Consider the following 21,521-nt stretch of genomic DNA (forward strand, 5'->3'; position numbering starts at 1 on the left):
TCTTCTAGAATTAGAATGAGCGATTGAGTACATATACCAAGGGAGGAATGAATAAGTCATGGCTGCTAGTGAGTCTGGGACCCCTGTTAGTCTGTCAGACAGAGAACTGCAAATTATCGACTTAGTGGCCGCTGGCTTAACTAACCAAGAGATTGCAGGAAAACTGGAAATTAGCAAACGTACAGTTGATAACCATATCAGCAACGTCCTCACCAAAACCCAAACGGAAAACCGAGTAGCGCTAGTCCGCTGGGCTTTGCAGTGGGGAAAAGTTTGTTTGAACGATGTAAATTGTTGTATTCTGCCTAACCAGAACGATTAAACTATTTGCCAGTAGAATGCGCCAACCACTCTGGGATGCTCACTCGTCAATTTTGAGGTTTACTGATTGTCCTCCTCCTCACGCCTTGATTTCAGTGTGAACCTCTACCACAAGTTCCGTAGCTTTCACCCAGTGGCAATTTACGCTCATAGAGCAGGCCTTATAACGAACACGGAACCTGTAGATCAGAATTCATCTCAAAATTTAGCAGCACAGAGAACTGGTTTAAGCAACTGCTTGCAAAAGTCGGGTAAGGCAGTTACCAATAATCAAATGCCCAGGCGAAAGCCCCTAAATTCTTGGGTTTTACCAAAATATATTTGACCCGGCTGGGCATTTTATTTTTTGGATCTCCCAAAAGGGTAAAGGTAAAGGGGTAAAAGGATCTCATTTTCCTTTTCCCTCGCCCCACTTCTGTCTACTAATGGGAAATTTACCCCGGACTTTGATCGAAGCGACAACAAAAATTAGCAACAATCTCGTGGTGCAAGCGCTACATTTGAAAGAAATCTATGTTGCACTATCGGCTTGGAGAGCAGTGTTCCGATGAATACTTCTGCTTCTTTTCCAGGTAGCTCGTCTACCTTTGATTTTTTTAGCTTTGACTTTACAGCGCCGCATCCCACCCAAGATGCTGATTTGCTCAAACAGCTATCGTTTATTCCTGGGCTGAAAGAAATTCTCACGCTGCGGCAGGTTCACGCTTTAGAACACGCTACAGTTTGGGTACTCAGCGAATCTAAAGGCATTTATTCTCCCACGGGAGAAGCGACTAATGTTCAAGTTGATAACGAACTATTAGGCGGTTTATCTACCGAACAGGGATTTTACCTCTATGGTGAGGTGAATATTAGTGATTTGCGGCGGGCGGTAACTCTTGCCCGACATCGCCTGCTCAGTGGAGAATGGGATTTGGCTGTACATCCCCGTTGCGGCACAAATTTATCAGTAGCGATGCTGTTAACGGCTGGACTAGCGGTGGGTGTGCATTTGCTGCTACCATTCCGGCCAGTTGAACAACTGATAGGTTTGGGGATAGCAGCGACGACAGCGGCTGAAATCGCACCTGATGTGGGTTTCATGGCCCAGCGTTACCTGACAACAGCCATTCCCTTTAACCTAGAAATTGATAATATTGCGATCGCCCGCGATGGTTGGGGAAGACAGGGTCATTTAGTCAAGGTGCGCTGGCAAGATTAAACAAAGAAAAAATGAGAAAGCTTTATTTCTTAGTACCTGGGACAGATGGCAGATTTGCCTGTGGTGGACTCTGGGCAGAGTTAAAAACAGTTAACCTGGCCCAGCAAATCTGTAGTGCTGATGTTGTAACTTACCGTCAGCGAGAAACAGGCAAGCTGTTCATCGATGATCTGCTCAAAGAGAAAAACTTAGATGATGTAATTTTTGTCATTAGCTGGGGATTTGACATAGCTCAACTTGCCGCCAAACTCAAGCAATACAATATCGTTTACCATGCCCACAGTGCGGGTTATAAATTCAATTTACCTGCAAGTATACCCATCATCACTGTCAGCCGCAGTACAATGGGATATTGGGGGCAAAAATCACCTAATTCTTTAATTTATTATTTACCCAATCAAATTGCTGATGAATTTGTAAATTTGCATCTTCAACGCGATATTGATGTTTTAGTTCAGTCGCGAAAATCTTCAGAATATTTAATTCAAGAATTGGTTCCAGCATTACAACAACGCTGTAAAGTCTATGTTGTTGATTCTTATGTCAAGGATCTGCCTGGACTATTCAATCGAGCCAAAATTTATCTCTATGACTCCGCTGAATACTGGGCACAACAGGGCGTCAGCGAAGGATTTGGTTTGCAACCAATGGAAGCCCTAGCCTGTGGCTGTCAAGTTTTTTCTAGCGTCAATGGTGGACTAGCAGATTATTTAGATCCAGGATTTAATTGCTATAAAATTGCTGGATATTCTCAAGAATATGACGTTCAACGTATCCTCAATGCTCTGGAATCTTCAACAATTTTAACTTTGTCTGAACAGGTTTTGGCAGAGTATCGAACTGAAAATATTATTCATAAATTTACAGTGATTTTAGATGAATTAAATGATTTTTTTGACCATAAACGGCATCAGCCAGCAAATATCAAGAATTTGACAAAAATCCGTGCGGTGAAGTTATTCACAAAAAGAATATTTGGTAAACTGAAAAAGAAGTATTTTCAGGGAATTTAGTAAGTAATAAATCGGAGATAACGCCAAGCAATCACAGGAGAAAACAGTTGACAACTCGGTGGTTATTGGTGACGGGAGGTGCAGGTTTTATTGGTGCAGATTTTGTGCATCACTGGTGTCAAGCTTATCCAAATGATCGGGTGGTGGTATTGGATGCTCTTACCTACGCTGGAAATCGCCGCAATTTGGCGTCCTTGGAGGGACGAGAGAGTTTTCGGTTTGTGGAAGGGGATATTTGCGATGGGCTACGCCGGGGCGTAGCCCATCGCACGATCGTAGACAATTTACTAGCAGAAGAAGATATTAATGCGATCGCTCATTTTGCCGCCGAATCTCATGTTGATCGCTCAATTATCGGGCCTGCTGCTTTCGTCCAAACTAATGTAGTGGGTACTTTCAAACTGCTAGAAGCCTTTCGTCAACATTGGCAAACCAAATTCTGCTGACACCACCAACAGCTCCTGCCATTTCTAAAAATTACGACTATTCTTGAATAGTAAGGGAATCAGCCTAGTATAAATTGCCAGCAGGTGTCAGATGCTGCAAGCAGGACAAATTTTACAAGACCGTTATCAAATACAGCGCCAACTTGGCAACAATGGAATTCGCCAAACTTGGCAAGCATTGGATTTACAAGCCACTGAAGGGAAAAATTCATCGGTTGTTGTCAAACTCCTAGCCTTTGGCGGTACCGTACAGTGGGATGACCTAAAACTCTTTGAGAGAGAAGCACAGATTCTCAAACAGTTAAAGCATCCCCGCATTCCCCGATATATCGATTATTTTTGTATCGATGACCGCAATCTCTGGTTTGGCTTAGTCCAAGAATATATCCCTGGTGAGTCACTCAAGGAAAAACTTGTTCTTGGTAAAAGGTTTAGCGAAAAGCAAACGCGGAAAATTGCTGTTGAGATTTTAAAAATTCTCGTATATCTGCATGAATTAAATCCTGGCGTGTTGCATCGGGATATTAAACCGAGTAATTTAATCTGGGGCGAAGATAATCAGATTTATTTAGTTGATTTCGGTGCAGTTCAGGATAAAGCTGCCAAAGAGGGCGTTACTTTTACCGTTGTCGGTACTTATGGTTATGCCCCAATGGAACAATTTGGCGGTCGCGCGGTTCCCTCATCTGATCTCTACGCCTTGGGAGCAAGTTTAATTCATTTATTAACTGGTACTCCTCCATCTGATTTACCCCAGAAGGATTTACGGCTGCAATTTGCTGACCGAGTTAACCTCAGTCCCAGTTTTGTTCATTGGCTGCAAAAGTTGCTAGAACCCTCACCAGAACAAAGGTTTACAAGTGCCCACCAAGCAATAGAGGCGCTGAAATCTGGTTTAGCTGTCAAATCTGCTCCTCAGAATCTGCCCGTATTGCGAAAAGAAATCATCAACAATTCAGGGTGCGGTATCAATAATCAAACAGAAACAGTCCCTGAAGAAATTCTCGGCTGGAATTGGGGGGCATTTCTCCTGCCTTGGTTTTGGTTGTGGACTAATCAAGTCTGGATTGGACTATTTTGTTTTATCCCCCAGATTGGCTGGGTAATGTCCATCGGTTTGGGATCAAAAGGTAATGAATGGGCTTGGAAAAGTAGACGATGGAATAGTATTGAACAATTTAAAGCACATCAAAGAGGTTGGGCAATCGCCGGTGTTCTCGTTGGCGCACCTCTGAGTATGATGTTGTGGATTGCAGCATTTCATCTGCTAGAATCTTTGCTGTGACTCCAAGGCTCCTAAAACCTTCAGCGTTTCCCGTTGATCTGCCGTTAAACCCGTAACACCAGTAATGTTCATGCCTTCGTAGAGACGCTCGGCTCTGAGTGTTTTGATACAGTGACCTGTATTCACATCCCAGAGCTTGATAGTCCCATCATGGCTGCCACTAGCTAAAGTGCTACCATCGGGACTGAAATTCACTGCCCATATCCCATTGGTGTGACCTTGCAAAACTGCGAGACATTTACCAGAAGCGACATCCCATAAGCGAATTTCCGAGTCAAAACTGCCACTAGCTAAAGTGCTACCATCTGGACTGAAGCTAACTGAGTAAATCTCCCTGCTGTGACCTTAGTCTTACCTCAAACAACAAAGTAACTTATGTTTACATCTACCAGATCAATCAGCAATCACAATACTACCAAATACATTCATGGTTACACTACGGATGAGCAAGACCGCCTCATCAGACAAAGCAATTTTTTAGAGCCTTAAATATATACTGATGTTGATTTTTCTCATTGTCATCACATTATTGAATTAGGTTGTGGAGTCGGAGCGCAAATACAACTCCTATTAAATCGCTGGCCACATTTAAAAATTACTGGTGTTGATATTTCCCAAGCACAAATTAGTCGTGCTAGTGAATTTCTCAAGCCACATATTGAAGCAGGACGGGTATCTCTGCATGTTAGTCATGGTAGAGAGCTTCCTTTACCTGATGAATCCTTCGATGGCGCATTGATCTGCTTTGTTCTGGAACATGCACACAATCCGCTCAATGTTCTCAAAGAGATAAAAAGAGTGATGAAATCAGGTAGTAGTCTTTATTGCACAGAAGCGTTTAATGCGGGTTTATATGTCTATCCCACTTCTCTAGCTTTTCAAACTTACTGGGAAATGCTCAATCGTTATCAAAAGGAATTGAACGGAGATCCAAATGTAGGTATAAAACTTTATAACTTGGCATTGAAAGCTGGTTTTTCTCAAATTTATCCTGCCTGTATTCCTATTTACTTAGATGACAGGATTAAAGATATTCCACAGCGCATAAATTTGATTGATTGGTTTGTTGAATGTATATTAAGTGTTGCTCCAGCCTTGATTGCTCAAGACAGAATCGCAACTTGTCTAATAGAAGAAATGAAACAAGAATACTCTTGGATAAAACATAATCAAGACAGTATTTTTATGTACCCACTTCAGCAAATAAAAGCTGTGAAATAAGGGATTTCCAAGAAATAAATTACCCAATCTTCTGGGATGCGTAAGTCGTAGATATGAATAACTTGCTACAAAACCCCACACCGCCAACACTTAAGGAACAACAGCTATTTGGGGGAGGATGTCAAAGTCGTTCAAAGATGAATAAAATTGAGACTGGTTTCTTGGTCTTTGGGTGGACGGGTTCAATTAAGTTCAGTAATCTGTAATTCCTCAGATGAAACTCACGAATCCATGATTCAACTGTTCTGAAGTACCAAGGAGCAGGATGAAACGGCTCGTCTTCAACTAAAAGCCAACAAGTTTCCCGCCACCCATCCTCATATGGAGCATCACCGCAAGCGATATGAGGATGAAGTGTCTGAATAATTATTTTGCCCTTGGACTGTAACAGGCCATGACCCGCCTCAGCTATCTCACCAAGAGCAGATTCTCCGAGAATTGAAAAGTTGCAGATAAAGCACTCGAACTGGTTAATGCTGCCAAATCTCTGTGACGGAATATCTGAGTAAGAAGATACAACAAAGCGGACATCGCCAATACACCGTGCTGAGTCAATTAGCTCCTCAATGCCATCAACTCCCCACCCATCAAACCCGCGTGAGAACAGTTCATGAACCAACCACCCTTCACCACACCCAATGTCTAAAAAGGTTTTTGGTTCAAGTTTAATCACGGCTTCTAAAATAGCGGAATTTGTGACCAGAATGCGGCTCTCAAGAAGCTGCTCACGAACTACACGCGTCCAAGGTTTGGCATTCACTGTCCATGACTGGAGAAGTTGTTGCTCTTTTTTGTCCATAGTTCAATTGGTACAGTTTTATCCCTGCTAAAGAAAGATGTTGAAAACGGGTGATCAAGTCCTTAATATAACTTTCTGCATGACTACTCATTTCACCCCAGTGGCTGGGAAGAATAAACCCCAGGAAAATATGACTCATTAGCAAAATATGTTACTACGTCTAACTACGACTTTCACAGCGCGTATCTTGACTCAATGCCTATTATCGCTCCTCCAACAGGTAGAGTATAACCTATTTCAATTGATAGATTCAAACCTATTTTTGGCAATTTAGCATTTACAGATAAATAGGCAAAAATAATTTACACTTATCTATTTTGCCCAGAATAATAAAGATATCTTGGTCAAGATAGATAATTGACGGTATTCACAAGAATGATTATCTTAAGACCTTCTAACACAGTTGGATCTTAAGAAATGGGATAGCTCAATGTCACTAGATGCATCGAAAAAATCATGATTGAGGTATGTTCATGTCTAATAAAACATTGCCAGAAATTCCGATGAGTTACCTTGATCAGCTATTGCATCGTGCAATAGTTGATTCGGAATTTCGGATCGAACTCTTGTCTCGTCCTGAAGAATTTGGCATCACAAAAGCAGATGTTGAAAATCTGGCTCTGCTCACATCTGTAGAACAGCAGGATATGTCTTTTGTTGAGTTAGTCGTCGAAGACGATATGGTCAGGGCTGCTTGTGGAAGAACCTGTGTCTCTGGCTTTACCATTCTTTGTGATGGTAGTACTCAACCTAACTGTCGGCGCACTTGTGTTTCTGGTTACACAATTCGTTGCGACGGTGTTACAGTCTAAAAAAATCATAACCAGCCAGATAATTGAACTCAAACTTGACATTGAATCAGATGAAATCACTCTTAAATAGTTCATTGGCATTGACAAATTTAATAGTCACACTATCTAAATTTGTCAACATCGGTAATAAGTGACTGAACCGGAGAAATCGACTTGCCAGCAACCAAGAAAATTATTTCTTACTGGCAAGTTACTCTAACTCTAGAGTAGAAATAATGATTAATTTTTTACAATATAACCTGCTGAAAATTTTCGCCTCCCGGCTTGGTAGTGAAGTAGTTTCCGGGGAAAGTTTAACAAAAATTTACGCATTAACGCAAAGACTGCCAATATTTGAAAATATCCTGTTGGAATGTCGTTTAGCGGTAAATAACCCACAAATAGATATATCTACTATGGTTCTTAACCATGACATTCACCTACCCAAGAATCTCTTGAAGCATCATGTCTGGAAGCGCCTACAAACTATATGTGAAGATTGGGCTAATCCTGATTCTTTTCTCAATGAAAAATTGAGGGAAATTTGGCTAGAGTTTGATCTACATGGCAAACCATCAGACCAACCAATTCCCGGTATTTTTTTGGTATTAAATTTAGCAGCTAATTGGGATGAAAACTTACTATTACAAATGGCACAAAACTTGTTTGAAAATCAGATTAAAAGTAAACTAGCTACTAACTTAAAAATATGTTTTGATACCTTAACTGATACTGCTAAAATAATTTATCTTGCAGCAATGCTATCCCGAAATACTGATATTTTGAGGTTAAATATTAGCGGATTACCACAAGACAAATTAGCAATTTATCTCGACAAAATTGGTTGGAATGGTTCTGTTTCTGAACTAGAAGAAATTATCAGCAAGATTTCTGCTTTTACAGATACTATAGTTTTGAGTTTCGACGTTGGCGAGACGGTATTACCCAGAATTGGACTAGAATGTTATCTCTTAGACAAGCCACAAGATGAACCACGTTGGCAGTTATTTTTAGATTACCTGATTAGTCAAGGGCTATGTAGTCTTGCTAAAAGTAAGGCAGTTTTGGCTTGGACAGAATTTCAACCACAAGAATTAAATGTATCAGCTAATTTTACAATCTGCACCAAAATTGTCTACCAAACGGGTATGCCTTTGGAAGCAAAAGCATATCTAGGCTTTTGGCCTTACTAAGTTTTTTGCAATTGTCTACACATCAAAAATTGCTTTGCAGGAGTTTTTACTGTGCTTGATAATCTTACCATCGCTGAATTTGCTTGTCGCGCAAGTAATTTATCCGAACGTCTGGCGATTAGTAAAAAATTGGCTTTTAGCAATGCTTTAGAATCTTGTACTGCACAACTAAGCCCACTCGATACTTGGACTCTCAACAAATTAGCTGGTAAGCTAGCGGCAACACAAGTTAAACAGCAGCTTTATCAGCAATTAGCAACAAATATACCAACACAGCTTAACTTGCAAAAACTGCTAACTGACTACAAATTATATGAGTTAAATTTAAGTAATTTGTCTGAGTCTGAGCGGTCTGAGTTTATTCAACCTCACGCTACATGGTTGAAAGTGTATACAGAGGCTTTGATGAGCCTTGATTTATCGCCAGATAATTTTGCTGGGAGTGGCTGTTATCAGCCTAATATTTATTACGGTCGTTTTGCTAAAGTTTGTGAACCATTTTTACGTTGGCTACAACAAAAACTGCAACCTATTTGTAAATTTTTTGAACAAACGATAGCTAATTACAAAATTAGTTTAGAAGTAATCACCGATATTCAACTGGAACTGGTTAATCGTTTTGAATGGGCGTTAGCTCATGTGATAGAAGCTGATATTAATCTTTATTGCTATCAAAATGGCATCAACAAATCATCTGATTCTCAAGCATATATAGATTACCTAGATGCAACATTTAATAATGAGCAAGGTTATCACAAATTTTATGCTAAGTTTCCGGTTTTAGCAAGACATTTAGCGCAAGTTAGCGATTTTTTAAGCAAAATTGGTGCGGAATTGCTACAGCGGTTAAGTAGTGAGCGTAGAGACATCAGCACCACTTTTTTTGATGATATTCCTATCGAGAAAATTACTGGTTTTAGTTTAGGTAATTCTGATGCCCATGCTGGTGGTCACACAGTAGTTATGGTGGATTTAGAGTTAGCTAACTCTCAATCAAAAACTATTGTCTACAAACCACGCTGTATTCAATCAGAAGCAGCTATGCAAGGATTACTTGCTACTTTGACTAGAGAGAAAGTTGTGCAGTTTGGTAATTATCGGTTGCTTTGTAAACAAGGATATGGTTATGTAGAGTTTTTGCCAGTACAAAACCATGCTGAAAACCTTAAAATTGTCGAAATTTTTTATCAGCAGTTGGGTGGTTATTTAGCTATTTTTCATATCTTAGGCGGTAGTGATCTGCATTTTGAAAACATTCTTGTTTCCAACTGTAACGCTTTTATCTGCGACTGCGAAACAGCTTTGGAAGTAGTACCGCGTCGCCTGAATAAATCTCCAGATACGATGTTTGATTCGGTGTTTAGTACGGGAATGCTTGATTGGCCTCTTCCGACTAAGAAACCTGATGTTGGCGATGGGCTACGCCCCGCTGGAAGTGATCGCGCGGAACGCATCAGCTTGAGTGGCTATACTGGCGGTGAGTCATACACTTTACCATTTGCTGTCCCGCAAATAAATAACCGTCTGTCTTTAGCTCTGACAGTTGAACACCAAGTTGGTGTTGAAGTAAAGGTGGAGGGGACAAATCGCATTTATTATCAAGGTCAACTCGTACATCCATATCATTATCAACAGTGCATTTTAGACGGGTTTAACAAAGTTTATGACTGGGTAAGAAAAAACCATACTCAAGCTATTGGATTGCTTGAAAAATTATTTGCCGGGTCTTCAGTGCGCTTTGTTAACCGGGCGACACAAGTTTATGCCCATTTACTGAACTCGGCGCGACATCCTAAATGTTTAGCAGAACCATTAGAAGTCGATTTGGTTTACCACACATTAATAGAACATCCAAGGCTGTGGGATGATACTGGTCAGCTAGCTGAACTAGAATTAACTGCTTTATGGCAATTAGACATTCCTATTTTTACTGCTAAGGCAGATGCCAAAGAACTGATTTTTAACTACCAGCAGCAGCTACCTGAATCTTTAGTGATTTCACCACTAGATAACGCCATTGCTAGAATTCAGCGGTTATCTGTGGAGAGCCAAATGCGACAAAATCAATATATTTATACCAGCTTGTCTACAGGAGAAATTAACAATCAACACTTTATTGATTCAGCAGTGAATTATGCCTATGAAATTGGTAGGGAATTATGTTCACTGCTACAAGATTCCTCAGAGTCAGCGCCTTGGAAAACTATAGATTTTACTGCCACTGCTAAGTGTTTGGTTGATATTAATTCCTCAATATATACAGGTTCCGCAGGAATTGCGCTGTTTTTAGCTTATCTTGATGTGATTCGACCGCACCCAGAATTTCGCCAAGCAGCGAACCGGGCACTGATTCATGGGATGGAAGAATGCGATGGGCTACGCCCCGCTGGAAGCGATGGGCTACGCCCCGCTGGAAGCGATCGCGTCATGATTGGTGCATTCCAGGGAAAAGCCGGTTTAATTTATCTGTTGACCCACCTTGGCCAGCTATGGAAGCAACCAGAACTTTGGCAATTAGCAAGTGATTTATGCGATGAACTCTACCCCTTGATTAGCCAAGACGATTACTACGACATCATCAACGGTGTATCAGGGGTGATTCCTGTGATGCTAGGACTAGCTGAAGTCACAATGGGTAAGGGGATGAATTGTGCGATCGCTTGTGCAGAACACCTACTACAAAATGCCGTCCCAATAGGCGATACACTTGCTTGGCCCTACAACCCAGAGTTAGCACGAGATTATCTTACCGGCTTTGCCCACGGCGTCGCTGGCATTGGTTGGGCGCTAATTCGTTTGGGAGTCTACACCAACCAGCCCAAATACATTACAACTGGTCTTCAAGCTTTTGCCTACGAAGCCACTCAATTTGATCACCTAGAGGGCAATTGGTATGATTTGCGAACATCAGTGATGACTAAACAAGCTCCCGGTGCTAAGTTTGGTTATTTTTGGTGTAGCGGTGCAGCAGGCATTGGTTTGAGTCGCATTGATAGCTGGGCTGCATTAGGTAAAACTGACGCAAATATCTTGAGAGAAGCTCAAAAGGCACTCGATATCACCCTCCGCCACTTTAACCGCTTGACCGATGATTCCCTCTGTCACGGTAGATCAGGCAACTCAGAGTTATTACTCAGGTGTGCCTTACTTCAGGACGAGCCTTATCTGCAAATGGAAGCTAACGTCCAGGCTACAGCACAGTGGCGTAACTTTGAACGTGCCCACCGTTGGACTTGCGGTGCTGGCGGTAGTGATGTTTTGCCTGACCTAATGACTGGCTTGGCCGGTATTGGAATGCACTTCTTGCGTTTAGCTTATCCACAGCTAATTCCCTCGCCTCTACTGCTAGATACACCGCCAAAGCAGGTAGCCTCCTAATCATACAGTCAGCATCAGCAATTAGGTGGCAAGAGAGTGGCACGCAGTTACACCATTCTGCTCAAGTTTTGCAATCACCAATCAAACTGATGAACAGATTTAAATCTCAATTTTGGCAACAATTTTTAGCAGTCGCCCAACCTTTCTGGTTTCCCATCAATGCTGATGCCAAACCTTTTCTGGTACTGTTAATACTGCTCGTGGCTTTCATATTTGGCTCTTTCTTTGTTGCTGTAGCAGCTTTTAGTTTAATCGGTCAAGAATATTTCCCTAATTTATTAAATAATCTTGCTCCTGGATTACCAGATTTTATTACTCAAATTATTAATTCCCCAGTTATTAATCTTATTAGGTTATTATGTATTATTCCCCTACTTTTTTTTGGCTACTACTGGAAAAAGTTAAAATCTCACTGGAGAGGCTGGATGATGTTAGCTTTGCTATTATTTCTAGTATTATCTGTCAGTGGCATTAATGTAGTTAGTAGCTATGTGGGGCGTGACTTAGTAAATGCTATTAGTAACAAAAATAGCTCAGAATATTCTAGAATATTAATAATCTATGCAATTGTCTTGGTTGTCACTACAGTTTTTGTTGTTTTTTCCCAGTACCTCAAAAATAAACTGACTCTTCACTGGTTACAGTGGCTAACTAATCATTTTTTATATAAATATTTTCAAAACCGAGCTTATTATCACATCAATTCTAACGTCGATATTGACAATCCAGACCAGAGAATATCTTTAGAAATTGGCTCTTTTACTAATATAAGCCTAAATTTATTTCTGACTATATTGAATCAAATTGTTGACCTGATAGCTTTCTGCGGAATTCTCTGGTCTATTTCTAAAATGTTAGTTGCTATTCTGATAATTTATGCTCTAGTTGGTAATATTGTCACCACTTTTTTAAGCCAAAGATTAATTCTGCTTAACGCCCAACAACTTCAGTACGAAGCTAATTTCCGGTTTGGATTGGTACATATTCGTAACAATGCTGAATCAATTGCTTTTTATGGGGGTGAAGAACAAGAATTTAGCCAGGTAAAGCAGCGATTTTCAAATGCTATGCGAAACACGCATCGAATGATTGACTGGCAGAGGAATATGGAATTTTTTACCACTGGATACAGCAATTTGATTTTGATTATTCCTTATCTAGTCGTAGCACCTTTATATCTAGATGGTAAAATAGAACTAGGTGTGATCATGCAAGCTATTATCGCTTGTAATCAAGTTTTAGGAGCACTGTCGGTAATTGTCAGTCAATTTGAAAATATCAGTAAATTTGCTGCTGTAATTAATCGTTTAGGTGAATTTTATCAAGCATTATCTGAACCCCAAGTAAAACTTTTCCCTCAACAAAATATTGATTTAGTTATAGCTAACCAAATTATATTAGAAAATGTCACCTTGCAAACTCCCAACTATGAAAAGACTTTAATCAAAGATTTGTCATTGGCGATAACAGATGGTGATAGCCTGCTAATTATGGGAAACAGTGGTTGTGGCAAAAGTTCACTGGTCAGAACACTAGCTGGTTTGTGGAATGCTGGTACTGGAGCTATTTTTCGTCCCAATCTAGACGAAATGATGTTTTTACCGCAACGACCTTATATGATTTTGGGTTCTTTGCGTGACCAATTACTCTACCCTCAAAATAGTCGTAAATTGACAGATGAAGAACTAGATCAAGTCTTGGAACAAGTACATTTAGAAGACTTACCTTCTAGAGTGGGTGGCTGGGATATTGAACTAGATTGGAACTATGTTTTATCTTTAGGTGAACAACAACGCATTGCTTTCGCTCGGCTCCTACTAATGCAGCCTCGCTATGCCATTTTAGATGAAGCGACAAGCGCTTTAGATATGAACAATGAGGCGCAAATATATCAAAAATTGCAACAGATGAAAACTACTTTTATCAGCATTGGACATCGTCCTAGTTTGGTGAAGTATCACCATTTGCTTTTACAACTACACGGCGATTCTACTTGGCAGCTTTTACCCAGTAAAAACTACAGCGCTCATGGCAGCATAGTTTTTTAAAATTATCAGTTTTTTATCTCCCATTTCTGGCAATAGTTTCGCTGGCGCTGAATATCGCTCAGAGGGAGTTTTGCCCCTCCCTATGCTTCGCTAAGAGGGAGGGGATGGATAATATGCCTAGCTTCTAGCTACTCACTTGAGTTTCAATGATTCCCACAGGACAAGCAACATTAGTCCCTCCTAAACCACAATACCCCCTGGGGTTTTTGGCTAAGTACTGCTGATGGTAGGCTTCTGCATAGTAGAATTCAGGCGCGTCCAAGATTTCTGTGCTAATTTGCCCATAACCAGCACTGCTGAGGGCTGGCTGATAAGCTGCCCGCGATGCTTCTGCAAGCTGCTTTTGATTTGGAGAATAAACATAAATTCCTGAACGATATTGAGTGCCAGTATCGTTACCTTGGCGCATCCCTTGAGTGGGGTTGTGGCTTTCCCAAAAGACTTTTAGCAGTTGGGAATAACTAATTACTTTCGGGTCAAACACTACTAAGACCACTTCATTATGACCAGTCATGCCAGTACATACTTCTTCATAGGTGGGATTAGGCGTGGTGCCTGCGGCGTAACCCACTGCGGTGGTATAAACTCCTTCAAGTTGCCAGAATTTACGTTCTGCACCCCAAAAACAGCCTAAGCCAAATATTGCTTGTTCCAATCCATCGGGAAAAGGAGGTTTGAGAGGATTGCCATTCACATAATGTTTAGCAGGTACAGATATAGATTCTGCTCTTCCTGGCAAAGCTTGCTCAGGAGTGGGGATAGCCAACTTTTTACCAAATCCAAATAGCGCCATTGGTTCTAACTCTGATGTGTATTATCAATTTTTACCTTACTTATATATTTTAAAGATTTTAGCGATTGGCTGCGCCAGTGCGGTCGGCTATCGCCAGGATCGCCTGAAAAAAGCCGATCGCATCGCGCGATCGCCTTTGGCGGGGCGCAGCCCATCGCGTGCCCTAACGGCTGTACCGAAGAGAAAGTTGGAACTTACGGGCAAGTAATTCCAACAGATCACCAGATTCCTGACGATTAATAGATAGGGCAGCCGCCAAAACATCGACTTCTAGTGCTTGGTCGAAATTATCTTCTATTGAGCAAGCATTCCTAGCTGATTGCTATTCTTTCTAGTTAACGTCTCCAAGGTTAACTTTAAGTGATTACACAGCTACTAGATAACAAATCTATACAATTATCTGAATATTTGCTCCAGAAAATGCTGGATAGGAATTTTCAATCTCTTTAAGGTATTAGAGCTACCTCAGAATTCACCGATACACAGGCACTTACCAAGGGTAAAAGTGGCCCTAGTTGTTCTTGTCCATTCACGGCTAAATCGCTGTGGCACAAATAAACTCTCTCGGATACACGGGAGAGTAAATCGGCTAAAATCCTCCGCAATCGTTGTTCTTCTGCCAATGCTTCATCTTCTGCTGTCCAAGGTTCTCCCAACCTTTCTTGGAGAAAAAATGGCGCACCAAACAAAGTAGCCGCACCACCTTTTGCCCACAGGGGTGAACCAACGTCAAGCCAAAAATGCCAACGGTGAAATCGTCTACTAGAGCGGTATTGGAAGATTGTAGCTAAGGTGACAGCCTTAGAAGCTGCGCCGATGGTACGCATGGGATAGGGGTTGGCGGTGATGGTGCCGCGCCGCAGCAGTTGAATAAATTCGGCAATGGTGGTGTGAGGTGCTGTTTCTACCAAGTCAATTTGTTTGAGCCTAGTGTCAATTTCCCAGTAGTGTTGGGCAGTTTCTAGTAGTTCTCGCAATACTGCCAGTTGGTCGTAGGCAGGATTGACATCGTTAGCTAAAAAGTGCTGAATTGCCAGGTATAACAGGTAAATTGGGCTGGGGAGTGGGGATTTTTGTTTTTCTAACCACTGCAATATCTGATTATATGCTGTGGTGGCAACGTAGCCAATTCTGTCCCAACGCTCAAAAGCTGTTATCGGCAGCAAGTGCGGGTTATCTGGATGGGGTACAAAGCAGTAATCGGCGATTAATCCAGCGCGTACCGGATCAATATCACTGGTGAGTGCTGAGGTGTTATCTGGCGATTGTTGTTTCTTACTCAAGACAACCAACATTTCAGCGACAGCATCCCGATCCACTAGGCGTCCCAAACCGGGATAAACTAGAGACATTAAGGTGAGTAATGCCCGAACAACAGGCGCACTAATTAAAGGGCGCTGGTCGTTGAGCGGTTTTACCTGAATATTTTGCTTGGTGAGAATTTCTATTAGGGTATAACGCGCGATCGCATCTAACCCAGGGGCAATAATCGCTACTTCTTCCGGTTTCGCTTGCCCTGATTTAATCGCATTAATGATCACCTCTGCTGTCTGCCGTAATAGTTGAGCACGGGAAGTCGTTTGAATTAACTGCACAGAATCCGGCAAACTAAATATTTCCATCGGTTCTGTGACTAATTCCACCATCGGCGTAGCGAGTCTATTCGCCAAGCTATCTGCTGGTGGCCCAGTTAATGTTATTACCTGACAACGCCTTGCTAACCCTTGCAGATAATTGGGATCTGCACCCAATCCCCATCGCACTCCACCATCGGGATTATAACTAAACGCTCCAACAGCACCTTGATCTAACAATAACTTCAACAGGTGATAGGCTACCGCAGGATAATCATCAACGTCATCTGCCAGCACCGCCTGATAGCGTTGAGCTAGACGTTGCTGATATTGGCGGTTCGCTAATAAATGCTGGCTGTAGAGTTCGGTAATCATCCCATAAGTCAGCAATCCCCTCTCTAAACACCAGCTGCGCCAATCTAGCAGTAAAGATACCAGGAATTCTGGTTCTAAATTTATGGCATTTTTCTGTAAGCCGCTTTGCAAAATCTGGGTAATATCTTCGCATGGTGTCCCACTGTAAGCTGCTAATTGCCATAAGTCCAAGATGCGACGCACCAAGCGGTACTCATTCACTCCCGCACGACGCAAAGTTTCCTCGTCTAACTGAGAACGCCAGAGTTTTGTTGCCAATTCCTGCTCAGTTTCTGGGCGTAATCTTACCGGAAATTGTCCTTTTAGCTGTAACGACTGAATGAGCAACGGCCAAAATAAAATAACTTCATCCTGAAAAAAACCCAGTGGTGTCTTGGCTCGGATTGGATATTTACCTAGAGTCTTCGTAACAATTGCATCACTCAAGTCTCGGCGATTATCATCATTAGCAGCTAAGACTAAAACTCCTGGTTCTGTTTGCCGAAGGTACAAAGGTTTAGGCGTGCTATCGGGTTTCTTCGTCCCTTGACTTTTAGTATAAACTGATTCAGTCTTTTTATTACTACCTTGCATCCAAACACAAAACCGCTCTACTAAGCAAGTAGTCTTACTACTACGACTAGTGCCAACAATCCAAATAGAATGAGAAACCATAAAAAGTCTCCTTATAGATTTGTTAGTATGCCTCGTGCGTTAACTTAAGTTTAAGAATCACCAAAAAATGCTGGATGATTGTCGATGATGAAAAACTCTGTATTTAGCCAAAAAATTTACCCTTACTTACTGGCTGCTTACCGATGGTATTTAAGGACACCAGAACGTTCACTGGATGAAGCTTACCAGACGGCATTAAAAATTAAGGAAATCGAGGATAAGCATTTTGATGGTAATAGAATAGACCGTGACTCATCCAAGTACAGCAGTAGTGTGATGGATTATTTTGAGTCAGACCTAAAAAAACTTCTAAAAAACGCCCGAATGCGGCTGACAGAGTTTAAAGCTAGCCGTTGGTTTTCAGATGAATCTAATCAAAAAGCTGCTGCTAAAGCTGGTATAGAATATCCCAGTCGTTCGTCAATTTTAGAAAAGTTAAGATTTATCGATCAAGTCATATCAAAATATACTACTTTAGATGCTGAAATAACCTCTTCAGCTTTAGTTAATAAATCTGCTAATACATCAGTTGATTCAGCAATTGCTCAACCAATTGCCCCAAAAATAGCCGCTCAAAACTTTGAGAGAAAACCACGGGGAAAAACCGACACGACGGGTGTGTTACCCCGTTCAATTTTAACTACTATCACTCGTCTACAAGTAGAATTAGATCCAAATGCTGAACAAAATGTTGTTAAAAACTTTCGTCAAGCGCAAAAAAGAACAATTATATCTATCAGATTTATTTTACTACTAATTATAGTACCGCTGCTAACTCATCAGCTATCAAAATTTTTGGTAGTAGGCCCGTTAGTTGATCACTTTAGAACCTCGGAGACGGTGCAAGTATTTCTCAATGCTGAAATGGAAGAAGAAGCTCTTGAAGAACTGCAAAAATTTGAAGAGAGAATCAAGTTTGAAACCCTGATTATAAATGCTCCGCCCCTGTCTAATGAAAAAATTGAAGACCAGATCAAAAAGAAAGCCCGTGAGATAGCTGAAGAATTTCGTGGCGAAAGTTCCCAGGCTATTAAAAATGTGTTTTCAGATATTTTTTCTGTTGCTGCTTTCATCTGGCTGCTGCTGATCAGCAAGCCTTCTATTATGGTGCTAAAAGATTTCTTTGATAATGTTGTCTATGGTTTGAGTGATAGTGCCAAAGCATTCATTATCATTTTGTTTACCGATGTATTTGTCGGCTTTCACTCCCCTCATGGCTGGGAAGTAATTCTTGAAGGGATATCACGCCATTGGGGACTACCGGCAAATCGAGATTTTATCTTCTTATTTATTGCCACATTTCCCGTGATTTTAGATACAATTTTTAAATACTGGATTTTCCGTTACTTGAACCGAATATCGCCTTCAGCAGTTGCCACTTACCACAATATGAATGAATAGGTAATGGGTAATGGGTAATGGGTAATGGGTAATGGGTAATGGGTAATAGGGTTTTAATTTTTGAATTTAAAATTGATTGGGAATTTTTATTTTTTGGATGAAAAAGATACTAACCGCCATCACCATCAGCCTACCTGTAGTTTTGTTGATTTTTCTGGTGCGGATGGAATCAATGGCAAATCGCGAACTCAGTCCGGCAGAATGTCAGGTAAAAAAGTGGAATTTACCAGTTGACTTGGCTACACAACAGCAAAAAACACCATTACCGCCGGCACTGTTCCAGAGAGCATCAGTTACTTGTTGCCAAGATGATTCTTCTTGTCTGGATAACGTAATTTATCAGGGTGAAAACGGCCAAATTGCCGATAAAAAGGCAATATTGACGGCTATAGATCGCAGTCTCCGATACCTGCAAACATCTAACGCTGTTGCTGCATATCAAAAGTATCCGGTGGTGGGTGTTACTCGCGATCGCGTTTTCAAGAGTTTGCAGAGGTTTCGCGAACTGCTACTCACAACTAATTCCCCAGCAGAACTTCACGCAGCTATCGAAAAAGAATTTGTCTTTTACCAGTCAATTGGTAAAGATGGCAAAGGTACTGTTTTGTTTACTGCTTACTATGAACCGCTTTATGCTGCAAGTCGGACTCCCACAGCAGAGTATCGTTATCCTATTTATCGATTACCACCTGATTTAAATTCCTGGACTAGACCTCATCCTCCGCGTTTAGCGTTAGAAGGTGCAGATGGTTTGCAAGGCGCCAAAGGTAAGCTGCGGGGGTTAGAATTATTTTGGTTTCGCGATCGCCTCGAACCATATCTAGCACAAATTCAAGGTTCAGCGCGACTTCAGCTAACTGATGGCACTCAGACAACCGTCGGTTACGCAGGTAATATCGCTTATAACTATCAAAGTATTGGTCGAGAATTGATAAATGATGGCAAACTACCTGTAGAAGGTGTGACTATGCCGATGATTCTCGACTACTTCCACCAGTATCCTCAAGAATTAAATATTTATATCCCGCGCGATCGCAGTTTTGTGTTTTTTCAAGAAAATTACGGTTCACCAGCAACAGGTTCGATCAGCGTACCACTGACAGCAGAGCGTTCAATCGCTACCGATAAATCCCTCATGCCTCCTGGTGCTTTAGCCTTGATTCGTGCTGCTATTCCTTTTGCTACCACTACCAATCAACTAAAACATCGCACCGTTAGTCGTTATGTTCTTGACCAAGATGCAGGAGGTGCAATTAAAGGTGCAGGCAGAGTAGATTACTTTTTAGGCACCGGCAAATTAGCAGGCGATCGCGCTGGTGTCACAGTCAGTAACGGACAATTATTTTATCCCCTACTCAAACCCGCGTCGCTTCGCCCCAATTCACAACTATAAATTAAAAAAGTATCAGATTCAAATTCTTGAATTTCCCCATAGAGTATCAACTGTTACAAATTTATAGCCTTGTTGTAGTAGTTTGGGAATGAGTATTTCGATTGTGGCAGCAACATCCTGTCCACCGCAAACACCATCATGCAAGACAATCAACGAGCCGTTTTTCACCTGCTGAAGCACTCGCTGCACTACAGTAGTGACACCTGGACGCACCCAATCTTCTGGAACAACGCTCCACATTACTGGACGATAATTCCACTGAAGGAATAATTTTAAAGTGGCGGGTGTGAATAAACCATTGGGGGGACGAACATCGCGTATTTGTTCAGGTTGCAAGTTGCAAGCGTTATAGATAGCTGCTTGAGTTTTTTCTAAACTCTGCTTGAGGTCAGTTGAAGAGAGCAGAGGAAAAGAGCGATGATCGTAACCATGTAATCCGATCCAGTGTCCGCGATCGCATACTTCTTTGGCAACATCTGGTGAATGGTTGACGCCAGCACCCAACCAAAAGAAACTGGCTGGAATTTTGTAACGGTCTAAAACTGCCAAAACCTGCGGTGTGTATAGCGGATGGGGTCCATCATCAAATGTGAGAGCGATCGCTTTATTTTTCCCATCCCCACACCAGAGACAGTTGGGAAAACTCGGTTGGAGAATGCGGTAAATAATCGGAAACAGAGGTGCTAACTGCATCTTGCGTCTTACCTTAGCTTTTAATTATTTTGTAAGTTCATCTGATATGTCTGTTCAAGTAATACCAGTTTAAGAAGAGAATACGACAAATAGGTAGGTGGCGTAGAAGGTTATGGAACCCAACAGAGGCAAGATGTTGGTCTTGGGTTACGTTCCTTAACCCAACCTATATCTGTAGCAATCATTTTTTAACCTGGATTAAGTTAACCAACATAGCGGCACAACCATGCTCTTCTTTTTGTCCTACAAAATTGCGATTGCGCGAATGCGAACAGCGCATCCTAAGGACGAGGGCGCAGTGCCAACGGCAATCGCTTGATTATTACTATGGTGAGAGAATAATCCAGGCTCAAAAATAAAATCCTCATAGGCTAAAACCATCAACTATCGCGTTTAAATAAAAACCTTTAAATGTGGATCAATAAGCCAAACTCTATCTAAATCAGACTTTTATATTTACTTTAACGAGAGAAATAAAAGACGTAAAATAATCATTTTTGAGTCTTGCTTATTTAGTTAAATTTTATATCTATAATATAAATATCTAGTATATATACTGTGCAATGCTAATAAAATTATCGGCAAAAGCCTTGCCAAAACTGAGTTTTTAGTAGGATGGACAGAAAAAGGCTTACTTTTAATGTACTAATTAAGACAAAAAATGGCAATCGGAGCTTTAATCAAAATCAACATGGAAAGCTCTAAATTTTCTGAAGAGAGAAAAAGAATATTCTTTATCTGCATAACTTATCTAATTCCACCAGTATATAACTGACGCACTTTATAAATAAACCATCATGTGTAATATTGGAATTTGTCCGTTGATACTTTGAGATATATCCTCTATCCTCAGATAGATTCCAATTTCTCAATAATTGTAGAAAATCAGATAGCGGATATTTGCTATTAGACGATCCTAACTACAAACTTCATTTTTTCTGT

Annotated in this window: 17 protein-coding genes and 2 pseudogenes; 13 read left to right on the top strand and 6 right to left on the bottom strand. The window is 41.1% G+C overall.

The window, feature by feature from the left end; all coding sequences use genetic code 11:
* Positions 1-58: 58 nt before the first annotated feature.
* From pedR to CYLST_RS07885, 5 genes and pseudogenes are all read left to right on the top strand, one after another.
* Positions 59-322 carry a photosynthetic electron transport-dependent transcriptional regulator PedR gene (gene pedR, locus CYLST_RS07865; protein ID WP_015207178.1) on the top strand — a complete coding sequence of 88 codons (264 nt, stop codon included), beginning with the start codon at positions 59-61 and terminating at the stop codon, positions 320-322.
* A 546-nt stretch (positions 323-868) separates the two neighbouring features.
* Positions 869-1,522 (top strand): DUF6391 domain-containing protein, encoded by a 654-nt coding sequence (locus CYLST_RS07870; protein WP_015207179.1) that lies wholly within the window; start codon positions 869-871, stop codon positions 1,520-1,522.
* A gap of 11 nt (positions 1,523-1,533) precedes the next feature.
* Positions 1,534-2,535, top strand: a complete 1,002-nt coding sequence (locus CYLST_RS07875; RefSeq protein ID WP_015207180.1) for a glycosyltransferase — start codon at positions 1,534-1,536, stop codon at positions 2,533-2,535.
* A gap of 47 nt (positions 2,536-2,582) precedes the next feature.
* A pseudogene (locus CYLST_RS07880) lies at positions 2,583-2,972 on the top strand (GDP-mannose 4,6-dehydratase); the annotation flags it as partial.
* 100 nt (positions 2,973-3,072) lie between these two features.
* A complete protein-coding gene (locus tag CYLST_RS07885) occupies positions 3,073-4,266 on the top strand; it encodes a serine/threonine protein kinase (RefSeq protein WP_015207182.1) in 1,194 nt (397 codons plus the stop codon).
* Here CYLST_RS07885 and CYLST_RS36725 read toward each other — a convergent pair.
* Entirely contained in the window at positions 4,249-4,461 is a 213-nt protein-coding gene (locus tag CYLST_RS36725; RefSeq protein WP_041233014.1) for a WD40 repeat domain-containing protein, read from the bottom strand. The genes CYLST_RS07885 and CYLST_RS36725 overlap by 18 nt on opposite strands.
* Before the next feature lie 51 nt (positions 4,462-4,512).
* Positions 4,513-4,596, bottom strand: a pseudogene (locus CYLST_RS36730) (hypothetical protein); the annotation flags it as partial.
* A gap of 159 nt (positions 4,597-4,755) precedes the next feature.
* Between CYLST_RS36730 and CYLST_RS33200 the strand changes: the two are divergent.
* The gene (locus CYLST_RS33200) at positions 4,756-5,487 is read left to right on the top strand and encodes a class I SAM-dependent methyltransferase (RefSeq protein WP_085960580.1); all 732 of its coding nucleotides are present in this window, start codon (positions 4,756-4,758) and stop codon (positions 5,485-5,487) included.
* Positions 5,488-5,608: 121 nt separating this feature from the next.
* Here the strand turns inward: CYLST_RS33200 and CYLST_RS07900 are convergent, their stop codons facing one another.
* Complete coding sequence (locus CYLST_RS07900; protein WP_015207183.1) at positions 5,609-6,286, bottom strand: class I SAM-dependent methyltransferase; 678 nt, start codon at positions 6,284-6,286, stop codon at positions 5,609-5,611.
* A gap of 473 nt (positions 6,287-6,759) precedes the next feature.
* Between CYLST_RS07900 and CYLST_RS07905 the strand changes: the two genes are divergently transcribed.
* The 4 genes from CYLST_RS07905 (at position 6,760) to CYLST_RS07920 (ending at position 13,696) form a co-directional block, all read left to right on the top strand.
* Positions 6,760-7,098 carry a cinnamycin family lantibiotic gene (locus CYLST_RS07905; RefSeq protein ID WP_015207184.1) on the top strand — a complete coding sequence of 113 codons (339 nt, stop codon included), beginning with the start codon at positions 6,760-6,762 and terminating at the stop codon, positions 7,096-7,098.
* A gap of 215 nt (positions 7,099-7,313) precedes the next feature.
* Positions 7,314-8,270: a hypothetical protein gene (locus CYLST_RS32195; protein WP_015207185.1), complete on the top strand. Its 957-nt coding sequence runs from the start codon at positions 7,314-7,316 to the stop codon at positions 8,268-8,270.
* A gap of 51 nt (positions 8,271-8,321) precedes the next feature.
* The gene (locus tag CYLST_RS07915) at positions 8,322-11,648 is read left to right on the top strand and encodes a type 2 lanthipeptide synthetase LanM family protein (protein ID WP_015207186.1); all 3,327 of its coding nucleotides are present in this window, start codon (positions 8,322-8,324) and stop codon (positions 11,646-11,648) included.
* Positions 11,649-11,737: 89 nt separating this feature from the next.
* On the top strand, positions 11,738-13,696 hold the full coding sequence (locus tag CYLST_RS07920; protein WP_015207187.1) for an ABC transporter ATP-binding protein/permease: 1,959 nt from the start codon (positions 11,738-11,740) through the stop codon (positions 13,694-13,696).
* A 124-nt stretch (positions 13,697-13,820) separates the two neighbouring features.
* Here CYLST_RS07920 and msrA read toward each other — a convergent pair whose 3' ends face one another.
* The gene (gene msrA, locus CYLST_RS07925; protein WP_015207188.1) at positions 13,821-14,489 is read right to left on the bottom strand and encodes a peptide-methionine (S)-S-oxide reductase MsrA; all 669 of its coding nucleotides are present in this window, start codon (positions 14,487-14,489) and stop codon (positions 13,821-13,823) included.
* A 16-nt stretch (positions 14,490-14,505) separates the two neighbouring features.
* Between msrA and CYLST_RS34290 the strand changes: the two genes are divergently transcribed.
* The gene (locus CYLST_RS34290; RefSeq protein ID WP_157162548.1) at positions 14,506-14,697 is read left to right on the top strand and encodes a hypothetical protein; all 192 of its coding nucleotides are present in this window, start codon (positions 14,506-14,508) and stop codon (positions 14,695-14,697) included.
* 238 nt (positions 14,698-14,935) lie between these two features.
* Here the strand turns inward: CYLST_RS34290 and CYLST_RS07930 are convergent, their stop codons facing one another.
* Complete coding sequence (locus CYLST_RS07930; RefSeq protein ID WP_015207189.1) at positions 14,936-17,092, bottom strand: PD-(D/E)XK nuclease family protein; 2,157 nt, start codon at positions 17,090-17,092, stop codon at positions 14,936-14,938.
* A 78-nt stretch (positions 17,093-17,170) separates the two neighbouring features.
* Here CYLST_RS07930 and CYLST_RS07935 point away from each other — a divergent pair, with 78 nt between their 5' ends.
* Positions 17,171-18,493: a proton extrusion protein PcxA gene (locus tag CYLST_RS07935; protein ID WP_172642151.1), complete on the top strand. Its 1,323-nt coding sequence runs from the start codon at positions 17,171-17,173 to the stop codon at positions 18,491-18,493.
* A 97-nt stretch (positions 18,494-18,590) separates the two neighbouring features.
* Entirely contained in the window at positions 18,591-19,886 is a 1,296-nt protein-coding gene (gene mltA, locus CYLST_RS07940; protein ID WP_015207191.1) for a murein transglycosylase A, read from the top strand.
* An 18-nt stretch (positions 19,887-19,904) separates the two neighbouring features.
* On the opposite strand, the gene CYLST_RS07945 is transcribed toward mltA, so the two are convergent.
* Positions 19,905-20,579 carry a polysaccharide deacetylase family protein gene (locus tag CYLST_RS07945; protein WP_015207192.1) on the bottom strand — a complete coding sequence of 225 codons (675 nt, stop codon included), beginning with the start codon at positions 20,577-20,579 and terminating at the stop codon, positions 19,905-19,907.
* Positions 20,580-21,521 lie beyond the last annotated feature (942 nt).

Source organism: Cylindrospermum stagnale PCC 7417 (assembly GCF_000317535.1).
GTDB classification, from domain to species: Bacteria; Cyanobacteriota; Cyanobacteriia; order Cyanobacteriales; family Nostocaceae; genus Cylindrospermum; species Cylindrospermum stagnale.